15 protein-coding genes are annotated in these 14,690 nt (G+C 61.9%); 13 read left to right on the top strand and 2 right to left on the bottom strand.

The annotated features are described in order from the left end of the window. The 11 genes from gspF to cysQ are packed head-to-tail and all read left to right on the top strand — an operon-like array spanning position 1 to position 8,258. Positions 1-1,224 (top strand): type II secretion system inner membrane protein GspF, encoded by a 1,224-nt coding sequence (gene gspF, locus FBAL_RS01110; RefSeq protein ID WP_013343736.1) that lies wholly within the window; start codon positions 1-3, stop codon positions 1,222-1,224. Between the two features lie 21 nt (positions 1,225-1,245). Continuing rightward, complete coding sequence (gene gspG / locus FBAL_RS01115) at positions 1,246-1,692, top strand: type II secretion system major pseudopilin GspG (protein WP_013343737.1); 447 nt, start codon at positions 1,246-1,248, stop codon at positions 1,690-1,692. Further along, positions 1,692-2,309 carry a type II secretion system minor pseudopilin GspH gene (gene gspH / locus FBAL_RS01120; RefSeq protein ID WP_013343738.1) on the top strand — a complete coding sequence of 206 codons (618 nt, stop codon included), beginning with the start codon at positions 1,692-1,694 and terminating at the stop codon, positions 2,307-2,309. Before gspG ends, gspH begins: the two co-directional genes overlap by 1 nt. Next, complete coding sequence (gene gspI, locus FBAL_RS01125; protein WP_233538399.1) at positions 2,300-2,674, top strand: type II secretion system minor pseudopilin GspI; 375 nt, start codon at positions 2,300-2,302, stop codon at positions 2,672-2,674. Before gspH ends, gspI begins: the two co-directional genes overlap by 10 nt. Further along, complete coding sequence (gene gspJ, locus FBAL_RS01130; RefSeq protein WP_013343740.1) at positions 2,655-3,398, top strand: type II secretion system minor pseudopilin GspJ; 744 nt, start codon at positions 2,655-2,657, stop codon at positions 3,396-3,398. Before gspI ends, gspJ begins: the two co-directional genes overlap by 20 nt. Beyond that, complete coding sequence (gene gspK / locus FBAL_RS01135) at positions 3,398-4,393, top strand: type II secretion system minor pseudopilin GspK (RefSeq protein ID WP_013343741.1); 996 nt, start codon at positions 3,398-3,400, stop codon at positions 4,391-4,393. Before gspJ ends, gspK begins: the two co-directional genes overlap by 1 nt. Continuing rightward, a complete protein-coding gene (gene gspL / locus FBAL_RS01140; RefSeq protein ID WP_013343742.1) occupies positions 4,390-5,580 on the top strand; it encodes a type II secretion system protein GspL in 1,191 nt (396 codons plus the stop codon). Before gspK ends, gspL begins: the two co-directional genes overlap by 4 nt. Then, on the top strand, positions 5,577-6,068 hold the full coding sequence (gene gspM / locus FBAL_RS01145) for a type II secretion system protein GspM (RefSeq protein ID WP_013343743.1): 492 nt from the start codon (positions 5,577-5,579) through the stop codon (positions 6,066-6,068). Before gspL ends, gspM begins: the two co-directional genes overlap by 4 nt. Before the next feature lie 10 nt (positions 6,069-6,078). Beyond that, positions 6,079-6,834, top strand: a complete 756-nt coding sequence (locus FBAL_RS01150) for a type II secretion system protein N (protein ID WP_013343744.1) — start codon at positions 6,079-6,081, stop codon at positions 6,832-6,834. A 7-nt stretch (positions 6,835-6,841) separates the two neighbouring features. Then, entirely contained in the window at positions 6,842-7,396 is a 555-nt protein-coding gene (gene nudE / locus FBAL_RS01155; protein WP_013343745.1) for an ADP compounds hydrolase NudE, read from the top strand. Positions 7,397-7,424: 28 nt separating this feature from the next. After that, the gene (gene cysQ, locus FBAL_RS01160; protein WP_013343746.1) at positions 7,425-8,258 is read left to right on the top strand and encodes a 3'(2'),5'-bisphosphate nucleotidase CysQ; all 834 of its coding nucleotides are present in this window, start codon (positions 7,425-7,427) and stop codon (positions 8,256-8,258) included. A 34-nt stretch (positions 8,259-8,292) separates the two neighbouring features. On the opposite strand, the gene mnmH is transcribed toward cysQ, so the two are convergent. Together mnmH and selD are read right to left on the bottom strand one after the other, a co-directional pair. Beyond that, on the bottom strand, positions 8,293-9,393 hold the full coding sequence (gene mnmH / locus FBAL_RS01165; protein ID WP_013343747.1) for a tRNA 2-selenouridine(34) synthase MnmH: 1,101 nt from the start codon (positions 9,391-9,393) through the stop codon (positions 8,293-8,295). Further along, positions 9,390-10,424, bottom strand: coding sequence for a selenide, water dikinase SelD (selD, locus tag FBAL_RS01170; RefSeq protein ID WP_013343748.1), 1,035 nt, complete (start codon positions 10,422-10,424; stop codon positions 9,390-9,392). The genes mnmH and selD overlap by 4 nt, the downstream gene beginning before the upstream one ends. Positions 10,425-10,600: 176 nt before the next feature. On the opposite strand from selD, the gene FBAL_RS01175 reads away from it, so the two are divergent. Next, positions 10,601-11,920 (top strand): endonuclease/exonuclease/phosphatase family protein, encoded by a 1,320-nt coding sequence (locus FBAL_RS01175; protein WP_013343749.1) that lies wholly within the window; start codon positions 10,601-10,603, stop codon positions 11,918-11,920. 157 nt (positions 11,921-12,077) lie between these two features. Next, positions 12,078-14,675: an acylase gene (locus FBAL_RS01180; protein ID WP_013343750.1), complete on the top strand. Its 2,598-nt coding sequence runs from the start codon at positions 12,078-12,080 to the stop codon at positions 14,673-14,675. The last annotated feature ends 15 nt before the right edge of the window (positions 14,676-14,690 follow it).

Genomic DNA, 14,690 nt, shown 5'->3' on the forward strand with positions numbered 1-14,690 from the left:
ATGGCGGCGTTTGAATATCAGGCCCTGGATACCCGGGGCCGTCAGGTTAAAGGGATCATCGAAGCGGACACCGCACGCCAGGCCCGGGCCCAGCTGCGTGAGAAGCAGATGATGCCGCTGGAGGTCTCCCCGGCAGCGCAGAAAGAGCAGCGCAGCAAAGCGAGTTCTGGCGGCTTTACCCTGTTCAAACCGAAAATCGGCGCCACCGCGTTGGCGTTGATCACCCGTCAGTTGTCCACCCTGGTGGCGGGCGGCTTGCCGTTGGAAGAGTGCATTAAGGCGGTGGCTGAGCAGAGCGAACAGCCTCGCCTGAAAAGCATGCTGATGGCAGTACGCGCCAAAGTGGTGGAGGGCTACGGCCTGGCCGAATCCATGGCCGAATATCCCCAGGTGTTTGACGAACTGTACGTGGCCATGGTGGCGTCCGGTGAGAAATCCGGTCACCTCGAGGTGGTGCTGGAGCGTCTGGCCGATTACACCGAACGCCGACAGGAGCTCAACGCCAAGCTGACCCAGGCGCTGGTGTACCCGATCATCCTGACCGTCGTGGCGATCTCCGTGGTGGTGTTCCTGCTCACCTCGGTGGTTCCGGACGTGGTGTCGCAATTTGACCACCTGGGCCAGGCCCTGCCAGCCACCACCCAGTTTCTGATCGACATCTCGGACTTTCTGCAGCATTACGGGCTCTATATGCTGATTGCCATCGCCCTGTTTTTTGTGGGCTTTAAGCAGGCCCTGCGCAGTCCCAAATTCAAGCTGAGCTGGCATGAAACGCTGCTGAAGCTGCCGGTGGTGGGTAAGGTGTCCCGTGGCCTGAATACCGCCCGCTTTGCCCGCACCCTGAGCACGCTCTCCTCTTCCGGGGTTCCGATGCTGGAAGCGATGAAGATCGCCTCCGACGTGTTGCTGAACCTGAAGGTGAAGAACGCGGTCTCAGAAGCCACAGGCAAAGTGCGTGAGGGCGCATCGCTGCGCGCGTCGCTGCAGCAGACCAAGCTGTTCCCGCCGATGATGCTGCACATGATCGCGTCCGGTGAGAAGTCCGGTGAGCTGGATGACATGCTGGCTCGCGCCGCGGATAACCAGGACCGTGAATTTGAAGCCCAGGTCAGCGTTGCGCTGGCCGTGCTGCAGCCGCTGATCGTGGTGGTGATGGCAGGCATCGTGCTCTTTATCGTAATTTCCATCCTCCAGCCCATGCTGGCGATGAACCAGATGATTTAACTTGTAAGAGGCATATCGAGAATGAAACGTCGTACCCCTAGCCGCACCGCCCAGCGAGGCTTCACCCTGCTGGAAGTGATGGTAGTGCTGGTGATCATCGGCATCCTGGCCTCCATCGTGGCGCCGAACCTGATCGGCTCCCGTGATACCGCCAACGTGCAGAAAGCCGTCACCGACATCTCCGGTCTGGAAAGTGCATTGGGCATGTATTACATCCACAACAACCGTTTCCCGACCACCGATCAGGGTCTGGAAGCGCTGGTAAGCCGTCCGAACTCTGGTCCGGAGCCGCGCAACTACCAGGAAGGCGGCTACATCCAGCGCCTGCCGACCGACCCCTGGGGCAACAACTACTCCCTGGTCAGCCCGGGTGAGCGTGGCCGCTACGACCTGTGCTCCGCGGGCCCGGATATGCAGCTGGGCAGCGAAGACGACATCTGTAACTACAACCTGGGCGATTACCAGTAATGGTTCACGCCAAGCCCCGTCAGCAAGCCTCGCGTCAGCGGGGCTTTACCTTGTTGGAGATCCTTCTGGTGCTGGTGGTGATGGGGCTGGCGGCGATGTCGGTGACTCTGGTGTTGGGCGGTGACCCGCGCCAGGAAGCGATGGAAAAAGCCGGTAACGAGTTTCGCGTGGTGGTGGGGATGGCACTGGAAGAGGCCACCCTGTCCGGCGAACAGCTGGGCATCGTAATGGAAGAAGACCATTACTACTTTGTGCGCTGGAACCTCGATACCGAGAAGTGGGAGCCGGTGGGCGGCGATGCCCTCTACCGGGACCGCAACTGGCCCGAAGGGGTCGAAGCCTCGCTGGAGCTGGAGGGGATGCCGCTGGTGCAGGAGGACGAGGACACCGAGTCTGAGTTTGGCCTGGATGAGTCGCTGTTTGAGCTGTCCGAAGAGGAGAAGCGCAAAAATCCGGAACCCCAGCTGCTGCTGATGCCCTCCGGCGAGATGACCGGTTTCACCCTGTTGCTGCTGTCGGATGTGCCCGGTCAACGAGACCTGGAACTGGAGATGGTGGGTGACCCGCTGGGCCGCATCAACTGGCTGACCGAGCTGGAGGAGGACCCGTGGCAGTGAAACGCAGCCGGGGGTTTACCCTGCTTGAGGTGCTGGTGGCGATGACCGTATTCGCCACCGCTGCCATCGCGGTGATCAACACCGCCAATATTCAACTCTCTTCCATTCCCATTCTGCGCGAACGGACCCTGGCGGGGTACGTGGCGCACAACCGCATGGTGGATGCCCAACTGGAAAACGCCTTTCCCGAGATTGGCAGCCGTAACGGCCGTACTGAGATGGCGGAACGCCAGTGGTACTGGCGCCAGCAGGTGATCAAAGCCTCTGATGAAAACCTGCGTCTGATCCGCGTGTCGGTCAGCCTGGACGACCGTTTTGAAGGCATCCTTGCCGAGGTGGAAACCTATGTGGCCAAGCCGGACTGACGCGGTGCGGGGTTTTACCCTGCTGGAGATGCTGCTGGCCATCGCCATCTTCGCGGTGATCGGCGTCGCGTCCGCTACCATCCTGCAGCAGGTCACCAAGGTCGATGGCGTCAGCCAGGGGGCCCAGGATGATCTCAAATCCCTTCAGCTGGCGATGTCGATGATGGAGCGCGACTTCGGCCAGATGATCCCCCGTACCTCCCGCAGTGCCACCACGGAGAACCGCAGTGCCCTGTTCGAGGCTGGGGAGAACCTGTACGACTCCGACAGCGAAGCGATGCGCTTCTATCGACTCGGCTGGCTCAACCCCCAGGGCCAGTTGCCCCGGGGCTCGATTCAGCAGGTGGTGTACCGAATCAAGGAGGAGAAGCTGCAACGGCTCTACACCCTGTATCCGGATCCGGTAGAGGGCGAAGAAGCTCAGGAGCTGGATCTGCTGGATGGCGTGATCAGCCTGAAGTTTGCCTTCTACATCGACGACAAGTGGCAGAACAAGGTCGATGGCAATGCCTTCCCCAAGGCGGTGACTGTGGAGCTGGAGACCCTCGACATGGGCATCATTCAGCGCAAATTCCTGTTGGCGGACGGTTACGGTGGCATCACCAGCGATGAGGACGACAACGGCAGCGGCAACGGCTCGGGGTCGGGCTCTGGCAATGGTTCTGGCAGTGGCTCCGGCTCCGGCAGCAGTGGTGGTGGCACCGGCGGCGAGGAGCAGAACTGATGCGACGTTCCCAGTCGGGCATGGCCCTGTTGACGGTTTTGTTGGTGCTGGCGGTGATCACGGCGCTGGCGGCGGGCATGACCCAGCGCAGCCAGATGTCGGTGCGCCGCACCACCAATATGGCGGATTTCGAGCAGGCGTACTGGTACGCCCGCTCCAGTGAGGCTCTGGCCAAGCGGGTGCTGAAGCAGGACTTTGAGGACAGCGACGGCACCATCCACCTGCAACAATATTGGGCCACCGCCAACGTGGTGTACCCGGTAGAGCATGGCCAGATCGCCGGCACCATTGATGATATGCGGACCTGTTTCAACCTCAACGCCCTCAGCCAGGGGCTGACCGAAGAGGAACGAAACCGGGATCCCTACCAAAAACCCTTGGCTGGCCGACAGTTTATGGCCATGCTGGAGGCATTGGAGATCGACAACTACTACGCCGAGATGGTGGCCGACCGGGTGCGGGACTTTACCGACGAAGATGACCGTCAGGATGGCACCTTTGGTGCGGAGGACGCCGAGTACGAGTCACGGCCGGTGCCCTACCGCACCCCCAACCAGCTGATGGCTCACCACAGCGAGTTGCGGGCGGTGCTTGGGGTGAACAAGAACCTGTACCGGACGCTGCAGGATTACGTCTGCGCCATTCCCGGTGAAGACACCCAGCAACTCAACGTCAACACCCTGCCGGTGGAACGGGCAGCGCTGTTGGTCGGGATGCTGGAAGGAAAGATCAGCCTCAGTGAGGCGGAGAGCGTTCTGCAAGCCCGACCGGCAGACGGTTGGGACGACGTTCAGAAATTCTGGGAAGAACCCGCCATGCAACGATTGCAGGTGGACGCCCAGGCCAAGTCCACCCTGGCGGTGGACAGCAAGTATTTCCGGCTCCGCGGAGCCGCTAAAGTGGAAAACGCGGTGTTTCGATTGGAAAGCGTGATGCGACGTGGCGGGGGCGATGGACTGACCGTTCTGACCCGCCAGTATGGAGGCCAACAGTGAGCGAACGATTGGTGATCCGCCTGGGTAGCCAGGCACAGCAACCGATCCCCTGGATAACCTGGTCCGAAGAGCAGCAGACGGTGATCAGTTCCGGTGTACTGGCCGGGGCCGATGGCCTGGCCAGCCTGTCGGAGCGCGCTGGTGGCCGCCCGGTTGAGGTTCTGGTGGACAGCAGTGCCCTGACCCTGACCGACGTGAACCTGCCTGCCAAAGCGCAGCGCCAGGCCATGAAGGCGCTGCCCTTTATGCTCGAGGACGAACTCTCCGAGGATGTGGACAAACTCCACTTTGTCCCCGGCCCGCGCCACGGCGACCAGCTGTCAGTGATGGTGGTGGCCCACGCCCAGCTTCAGCTGTGGCTGGGTTGGCTGGCGGAGGCCGGACTGCCGGTGAAGAAGATCGTACCGGACGTGCTGGCTCTGGCTCGGGTCGAGGACACCGAGCTGTCTCTGATGCAGCTGGAGCAGCAGTTGCTGGTGCGCACGGGCGAAGGCTCTGGCATGGTGCTGGATGCAGACTGGCTGCCGATGATGGCCGAGTCGCTGCAGGGTGAGGGGCGTCCCTGGGCGCTGTTTACCCCGGTGGCCCTGCCGGAAGGCATTGAGGCGGCGGAGCAGCCGCTGGAGCTGCCGATGCAGGCGCTGGCCCAGGGCTTCGTCCGTACCCCGGCCAACCTGCTGACCGGGCCTTATGCGCCGGCCAAAGAGTTGTCCAAGCTGGTTTCTACCTGGACCAAAGTGGGGGTGGCCGCGGCCATTCTGCTGGCGCTGGTGCTGGTGCACCGTGGCGTCAGCTGGTACCAGCTGGAGCAGGAGCGCACCGCTTTGCGCGCCGAAGGCGAGCGGATCTATCGTCAGCTGTTCCCGCAGGAGCAGCGTGTTCCCAACCCGCGCGGCCAGCTTGAAGCCAAGGTGCGGGCACTGGGTGGCGCCGGAGCCGGCGGCCAGCTGCTGCCGATGATGGCAGGGTTGGAAAACGCCTTTGCCGAGCTGCCCGAACTGCGCCCGACCAGCATCCGTTTCGATGGCAATCGCTCCGAAATCCGACTGCAGCTGGTGGGTAAGGACTTCGCCCAGTTTGAGCGCTTTAAAGAGCTGGCCAGTGGCCGCTTTGATGTGGAGTCCGGGGCCATCAACAACGATGCGGACGGCGTCAGTGGCATCATGACATTGAGGGCCAAAGGATGAACAAGTATTGGCAACAGGCTCAACAGTGGTGGAGCGATCGCACCGATCAGGAGCAGCGCCTGCTGACTCTGTTGGCGCCGGTGTTGGTGATTGGCCTGTTTTACTGGCTGGTATGGGCACCGATCAGCAATGGTCTCGACCAGGCCGAGCGCGCGGTACAGGCGGAGCGGGTGGCGCTGGGTCAGATTAAGGACAACGCCAATCGCTACATTAGCCTCCAGCGTGGTAGCGGGCAGCGTCCCGGTGGCGGTAACCTGAACCAGATCGCCAGCCGTACTGCCGCGCAGGCCGGGTTGACCATTGCCCGGATGCAGCCGCAAGGCGACAAACTTCAGCTCTGGCTGGAGGACACCCAATTTGAAACCCTGATGGGCTGGCTGACCGAGTTGCAGCAGCGTCAGGGTGTGGCCGTTGAAGCGCTGGATATCACCGCTGCCAATGAGCCGGGATTGATTCAAGTGCGACGCTTGCAGCTGTCGCAGCCGTAACGGAGGGGCCGTGCGCGTAGTGAAATACACCCTGCTTGGGGTGGTTCTGTATCTGCTGTTTTTGGTGATTAATGTGCCGGCGGCACTGGTGTGGCAATTTGCCCCGGTGCCCAATGGCATTAAAGCGTCTGGCCTCAATGGCACGCTCTGGCAAGGCCAGGCGGAGCAGTTGACCGTGGCCGGGCGTCAGCTGGAACAGGTCAGCTGGGAGTTGCATCCCAGTCAACTGCTGACCGGTCAGGCCGGACTCTCATTCCGGCTGGATGGTGGCGTGGCACGGGGCCAGGGCAGCGTCAGCTATGGCCTGTCCGGATTGGCCGTCGATAACCTGCGTCTGTCCGCACCACTGCCGTGGCTGCTGGGCAATACCCGTCTGCCGTTCCGTACCAAGGTGGGCGGCAACGCCACCCTGAGCCTCAATGACAGCGCTCAGGGTACCCCTTGGTGCGACCGCCTCAGCGGTCGGGTGCTGGTGGATGGCCTGGACGTGAACAACCAGTTTGGCCAGTACCCGCTGGGCAACCTGGCGGGCACCCTGAGCTGCGATCAGGGCAACCTGAAGCTGGTGATGGACGAGGCGGAAAACACCATCGGTGTGCAGGGTGAAGCGTTGCTGCTGGCGGACAATCAGGTCAAAGTGGCGGCTCAGATCAAGCCCACCGACAGTCAACCGTCCGACCTGCGTCAGGCCCTGACCTTCCTGGGTAAACCCAATGCGGATGGGGCTTACCCGATCAACTACAACGGCCCGATCCCGGGGCTGTGAGGGCGGCATGAGCAAATCGCGTAAGCCGCAGATCCTGGATGCCCGAGTGGTGGCACAAAGCCGGCTGTTCACGGTGGAGCAGCTGGATCTGCGTTTTGCCAATGGCGCTCAGCGTCAGTATGAGCGCATGCGCGGCGGCAATCGTGGGGCGGTAATGGTGGTGCCGATGCTGGATGAGCACACCATGTTGCTGGTGCGTGAGTACGCCGCAGGCACCCACAGCTACGAGCTGGGCTTTCCCAAGGGGTTGATCGATCCGGGTGAAGCGATGCTGGTGGCGGCCAACCGGGAGCTGCAGGAGGAGATCGGTTACGCCGCCCGTGATTTGACCCACCTGATGCAGGTGTCGTTGGCACCAGGTTACTTTGCCAGCAAGATGGAAATTCTGCTGGCCCGTGACCTCTATCCCAGTCAACTGATTGGTGACGAGCCGGAACCGCTGGAACTGGTGCCGTGGTCGATACACGAAGCCGATAAGCTGCTGGCGCAGGAAGATTTTTCTGAATCCCGCTCGATCAGTGCCTTGTTTTTGGCTCTGAAGCAGCTGAAACTTACCCGATAACCGAGTCAGCGTAACAGAAGGTGGTATTGTGGTGACTCCCCTGCACACACTGCTAGAACCCGTCATCACCATTGCCCGTGATGCGGGACAACAGATCCGCACCATCTACGAGGCGGGTCAATATCAGTCCCTGACCAAATCCGACAACACCCCCGTGACCTCGGCCGACCTGGCCGCCCATGAGTGGATCGTCACGGCGCTGCGAACGCTTACCCCGGACACACCCATCCTCTCCGAGGAGGACGCCGATATCCCGCTGTCCACCCGCCAGCACTGGAATGAGTACTGGCTGATTGACCCGCTGGACGGCACCCAGGAGTTTATTGCCGGCAGTGGCGAGTTTGCGGTGAACATTGCGCTGGTGAGGGATCATCAGCCTGTGCTGGGGGTGATCTACGCGCCGATGAGTGAAGTCTGGTACTACGCCTGTCAGGGCCACGGCGCCTACAAGCGCCACGGTGACCAGACTGAAGCGATCCACAGTCGTGATGTGGGGCCGGGGGACGCACTGAAGATTGCGGTCAGCCGCCGTCAGCGTCGCGAAGCGGTGATGTCACGGCTGGATGAACAGCGGGAATACCTGCTGCTGCCATTTGGCAGTGCGTCACTGAAATCCTGCATGGTGGCGGAAGGCACCGCGGATTGCTATCTGCGCCTTGGGCCGACCGGCGAGTGGGACACCGGAGCCTCCCAGTGCATCGTTGAGGAAGCGGGCGGCAGGATCGTCGACACCTGCTACCAACCGTTGAGCTACAACGAGCGCGAGAGCCTGGAAAACCCCAACTACATGGTGTTGGGCTGTCAGAGCCTGCCCTGGCAAGAGATTCTGCCTCCGGGCCCGGAGTGTTATTCAGCGGAATAGAAAAAGGCGGGGAGTTCCCCGCCTTTTTTGTGCCTTAGCGGGCACCGCGTTCATTGAGGAACTGGTGCACGGCTTCGGGGCTGCCCTGGAACAGCACCGGAGCGGTCATCTTCTCCAGCTGGTAGCGGTACATCGGGTCGTAGTAGTGGCTCAGCATCAGGCTGATCCACCCGCTGTGGCCATCAACGTTGCCACTGCGTGCCTGTTCCGCCAGGGCGTCTGTCATGCGCTGACGCAGGTCCTGATGCAGGGCACCGCCCAAACGACGACGGATGCGGTCCAGGCTGCCCAGCAGGTAGTTCTCAAACTCGGCAAAGCCCTGCTCGGCGTCCTGGGCCAGATAATCGTTGGCCATGGTGGTGACGTAGTCTTTGGTGATCTGGGCAATGCGTGCCTCGTTACTCACCTCCAGCATCACCCGGGGGGCCTGAGTCATCGCGTCGAACAGGGTGAGCGGAATCGATTCCCGTCCAATCAGGCGACTTTCGTCCTCCAGCAGCAACTGCCGGTGGCCCGCGTCCTGATGACGCATCAGTTCAATGGCAAGCCGGTTCTCGAAATCGATCTGGCTGGGTTGCCCACCGATGCGACGCCCAAAGCTGGAACCTCGATGGTTGGCGAGCCCTTCCAGGTCCACGCTGTCCCGTCGCTCGTTCAGAAAGTCGGTTTTGCCGCAGCCGGTCATGCCGCCCAGGATCAGCAGGTCTGCCTGTTCAGCCACCTTATCGGTTTGGTTGATCAGGAAGCCGCGCATCCCTTTGTAGCCGCCCTCGATGTAGGGACGTTGGTAGCCGGCTTCCGCCAGCCAGCCCTGGCTCAACTGGGAGCGCAGGCCGCCACGAAAACAGTAGAGTACGGTATCCGGGCGGGCGGTTACCTGGCTGACCCAGGCGTCCACGCGGCTCTGTTTCACGGCGCCATTCACCAGTTGGTGGCCCAGTGCAATGGCCGCGTTTTGACCCTGCTCCTTGTAGCGGGTGCCCACCGCTTCCCGCTCACTGTCGGTCATCAGCGGGCAGTTGACCGAGCCGGGGAAGGCGCCCTTGGCGAACTCCACCGGGGCGCGCAGATCGATCATCGGCACATCGTCCAGCAGCAGGCGACGGTATTCGCTCTGCGGGATCATCTCGCTCATCGCAGAGTCACCAGCGGGGCATCCCCACCCTGGTACAGCTCGCCGATGCACTGGTGGGGCAGGCCCGCGTCACGCAGGCAGGCCACCACCTCGGCTTCCGCTTCCGCATTGACCGCCACCAGCAACCCACCGGAGGTTTGCGGGTCACACAGCAGGGCGCGCTGGTCGTCGCTGAGCGGACCAATGTGCTGTCCATAGCTGTCAAAGTTGCGACCGGTGCCGCCGGGCACGCAACCCCGCGCCAGATAGTGGTCGACCTGGTCGAGGCGGGGCAGGGCATCGAAATCGATGCGGGCATGCAGTTTGGCACCCTGACACACCTCAATCAGGTGGCCCGCCAGGCCAAAGCCGGTGACGTCGGTCAGGGCGTTAACGCCGGCAATGGGGGCCAGCTTGGTGGCGATGGTGTTGAGTTGGCACATCGCGTCGATGGCGATCTGACTGTCCTCGTCGGCCAGCTTCTTCTGTTTCTGGGCGGTGGTCAGGATGCCGATGCCCAGCGGTTTGGTCAGATAGAGTTTGTCACCGACCTTGGCGGTGTCGTTGCGCTTCAGGCGGGACAGCGGCACCTGGCCGGTTACGGCCAGGCCGAAAATGGGCTCCGGCGCGTCGATGCTGTGGCCACCGGCCAGCAGAATCCCCGCATCGCGGCAGGCGGCGCGGCCCCCTTCCACCACCTGCTGGGCGATCTCCGGAGCCAGCAGGTTGACCGGCCAGCCCAGAATGGCGATGGCCATCATCGGTGTGCCGCCCATGGCGTAGATGTCACTGATGGCATTGGTGGCGGCGATGCGGCCAAAGGTGAACGGGTCGTCCACGATCGGCATAAAGAAGTCGGTGGTGCTGATGATGCCGGTCTGGTCATCCAGGGCGTACACCGCAGCGTCGTCGCGGGAAGCGTTGCCCACCACCAGGCGAGGGTCGGTAAAGCTGGGCAGCTGGCTGGCCAGAATGGTGTCGAGCACCTTGGGGCTGATCTTGCAGCCGCAGCCGGCGCCATGGCTGTATTCGGTGAGTTTGATGTGACTCATGGGTGGACTCGTTACGACAGTGAAGCAAGCATAATACCCCAACCGCAGCAGGTCTGGATCCTGACCACAGATTTGGACACAAAGTCACCACAAATCCGATTGTTGCCTTGAGCCCGTCTGACGGGCGCTATAGATTGTGGGACCATCGACTTCCGAGTCTGCAGTACGGAGACCCCATGCAGTTCAAAACCCTGGGCCTGGCGCTGTGTGCGCTGCTGCTGAGCGCCTGCAGCGATTCCAGCTCCACCAAGAATTTTACCGGCACCCTTCGCTTTGCCACCTTCCATGTGGACATGGCGTATGACGACAGCCAGGGGTACTTCACCCTGCTGCAGCAAACCGGTGCCACCGGCGATCAGCAGGATCCGCGCCTGGCCAATCTGGCGGCGATCCTGCAACAGACCTACCAGGAGCGTCAGCCCGATGTACTGCTGCTGACCGGTTTCTCCACCAGTGTGGGTGAAGGCGGACGGGCGGATGACACTGCGGCCGTTCAGTTTGAGCAGAACTACCTGTCCCAGCCGCAGGCCTCTGACCTGACCGGGCTGAGCTACCCCTACCGCTATGTGGCGTCCACCAACTCCGGCCAGTTCATCCCTTATGACATCGATGGTGACGGCAAGCTGTCCCTGCCGGAGGACGCTCAGGGCCCGGGTCACTTCCATGGCCAGAACAGCTTTGTGCTGCTCTCCAAGTACGCCCTGGATGCTGAGCAGGCCCGCACCTTCCGCCAGTTCAAATGGCAGGACGTGAATGGTGTCAGCAAGCCCAAGCGTGACGATGGCACCGAGCTGGACGACGACGCCTGGGCGGCACTGAGCGTCATGGACACCAACTTTGTTGATATCGCCATGCGTCTGCCGGATGGCCGCCAGATCAGCCTGCTGCTGACCCAGCTGGTTGACCAGCAACCGGCCGAAGGCGCACTGCGCTCCGGTTGGGCCCAGCAGCGTAACGGCGCCCAGCTCGATTTCATTGCCGACTACATCAGTGACCGTAACGACGGGGATTACCTGGTGGATGATGCCGGCCGTCGCGGCGGTGCCAACCTGAACCGTCCGTTCGTGCTGATGGGTAACCTCAACAACGACGAAGACCCGTTCCGCCTGACCGTGCAAACCGATTGGGCTGACACTTACGAGATCAACAGCAGCGCCATCCGCAAAGTGCTGTCCGACAGCTACCTGCTGGGCTCCAACGGTCGCTTTAATACCGACAGCCTGACTCCGGCCAGTTTTGGTGCCGAGGAGTACAAAATGGGTGTGGGCTCCAGCCACATCCATCCCCAGGTGTGGACCAGCCTGAGTGGCATGCGATTCAGCTACGTGTTGCCTCATAAGGACCTGCACATCGCTGACAGCGGCGTGTTCTGGCCTGCCATTGGTGAGTCCGGCTTCCAGTGGCTGTACGACGACAGCGGCGCCTCGGATCCGGCCTTGAGCTCCCACGAGCGTCTGGTGTGGGTCGACGTGGACTTCGGTCGTTCAGTCAACTGACACTGGTTTGATTAAAAAGGCGCCTTCGGGCGCCTTTTCTGTTTCAGGGGATGACTGAGCGGGGCATCCATCTGGGAAAATTTCTCGTATATCGATATGGTTAACAGGCCAATAACAGGCGCTCAACCTTTGAGTGCCACCATAACGAGAAACAACGATGACAAGAAAATACCCGCTGATCCTCGCCGGGATCCTGACCTCTCTGACGCTGTCAGGCTGTAGCGACGACAAAGACGATGTGGCGGTGACGCCGCCACCTCCGCCGGTGGTACCTGAGCCGGAACCCGAGCCCAAGCCGGAGCTGGTGGTGTTTGCCCCGGAAGGCGCACTGGAAGCACGGATTCGTCGCACCGAATTCGGCGTACCGCACATCACCGCTGACAATCTGGAGAGCCTGGCATTCGGTTCCGGTTACGCCCAGGCCACCGACCACCTCTGCTTGCTGGCGGATGGTTTTATCAAGGCCAACAGTGAACGCTCCAAGTACTTTGGCCCCCACAAGCGAATCGATTACGCCACCGGCCTGCCGCTGGTGGAGGACAATCAGAACCTGATCAACGACTTCGGCCATCTGGCGCTGGGCGTGCGCGCCTCCGCGGAAGCGAAGTTTGATGCCCTGCCGGATCGCAGCCGGGCAATGCTTAACGGTTTTGCCCAGGGTTATAACCTCTATCTGACCGATTTGGCCTCCGGCGCGATCGAAACCCCGAACCTGCCCTGTGCCGGTCAGCCCTGGGTGAAGCCGGTGGAGGGGGTCGATCTGCTGACCTACCTGTTCTCGATTGCGCACCTGCCGGGCAGTGCGAACTTCTTTGACCTGATCTTCTTTGCCAACCCCGGTGATGGCAATGAGTACCTGCCGGTGCCCGTGACGCCGATGACCGCCGCGACCACCGCGCAGTATCAGGACCTCACCGCCCGTGCCCAGCGTCAGGCGGCGCAGTTGACCACTCCGGTGCTCAATGAGCGGGATCTGGGCTCCAACGGTTGGGGCCTGGGGGCCGACGTGACGGAGAACGGCAAAGGCATCGTGCTGGGCAATCCGCACTTCCCCCACACTGGGCAGCTTCGCTTCTGGCAGTCCCACCTGACCATTCCGGACCAGATGGATGTGATGGGCGGGTCGCTGGTGGGTATGCCCGGGGCCATCAACATCGGCTTTAACGAACACCTGGCCTGGACCCACACCTTCTCTACCGCGGAGCATTTCGTGCTGTACCAACTGGCGCTGGCGGAAGGTGACCGCATGACCTATCTGCTGGATGGCGAGCCGATGCCCATCACCGCCACCCCGCACCAGATTGAGGTGAACGTGGGCGGCGGCCAGACCATGGTGCTGGAGAAAACCCTGTACACCACCGCCAAGGGGCCGATGGTGGAAGCGCCACCCCAGGCGGCGCCCTTTACCTGGAACGACAATGTGGCGTTCTTTGTTCAGGACGCCAATACCGCCAATGTGGACGTGCTGGAGCACTGGTTGTCGATGAACCTCGCCACCGATCTGGAGAGCTTCCAGCAGGCGTTCCGTGATTACGATGGGGTGATCTTCAACAACACCATGTACGCCGATGCTGAGGGCAACGCCTTCTATATCGACGACTCCACCGTGCCGCACCTGAGCGAAACCGCGAAAGTGGCGCTGACCTCTGACCGGGTGTTGATCACCCTCAAGGAGCAGGCGGGCTTTACCATCCTGCCGGGTTACGACAGCACCTACGGCTTTGATGGGGCGGTGCCCTACGAAGAGGCCCCCAAGCTGCTGCGCTCCGACTTTGTTCAGAACTCCAATAACTCCTTCTGGTCCACCAACCCGGCGGCCCCCATTGAGGGGATCTCGCCGCTGTATGGACCTGAGCGGGGTGAGCAGTCACTGCGCACCCGGATGGCGTTGACGCTGATGAGTGACGCCCGTGGTGACGACGACAAGTTCAACCGCGATGAGGTCGAAGCGGCGCTGCTGAACAACCGGGCCTACCTGGCCGAGCTGGTGCTGGATGACCTGCTGAGCCAGTGTGAAGCCCAGGGCACCACACCGGTGGTGGTGAATGAGAGCCTGAGCGTGAACGTCGCCCCCGCCTGTGCGGCTCTGGCCCAATGGAATGGGGCACAGAACCTGGACAGTGTGGCCGGGGCGCTGTTGCGCGAGTTCGGTTACCAGTTCAACTCCGGGCTGTTGTCGGTCCCCTTCGACTACACCGATCCGATGAACACCCCCAACACCCTGGTGACCGACGGCCGGGCGCTGGTGGCGCTGGCCGTTGCCAGTGAAAACCTGACCCGTAACGGCTTTGCGCTGGACGCCACCCTGGGCAGCCTGCAGTTTGTTGAGAAGTCTCTGCCGGATGGCAGCGCCTCCGGAGCACGCTTCCCCTGGTCTGGCGCCAATAACTTTGAGGGGGGCTTTAACGTCTTCTCTTACAGCGCCAGCGGCGGCGATGACACCCTGCTGCCCCAGCACGCCTATGCGCCGGCCATTGATGTGGTCACCGGTGCGCCGATGCGCTCCCGTTTGTCCACCGAGGGTTACCACGTGCGTTACGGCTCCAGCTGGATGATGGTGGTGGGCTTTGAGGATGACGGCCCGGTGGCGCGCGGTCTGCTGAGTTACTCGGAATCCAATAACCCGCTGTCGCCCCACTGGAATGACCAAACCCGGTACTACTCGGAAAACACTGCGCTGCGTCCGTTGCGCTTTACTGAGGACGCCATTGCGGAAGCGTTGCTGTCGGACCAGACCATCCGTCACCAGCAGTAACCATTGGCAAAAAGA

This window comes from Ferrimonas balearica DSM 9799, from assembly GCF_000148645.1.
GTDB classification, from domain to species: Bacteria; Pseudomonadota; Gammaproteobacteria; order Enterobacterales; family Shewanellaceae; genus Ferrimonas; species Ferrimonas balearica.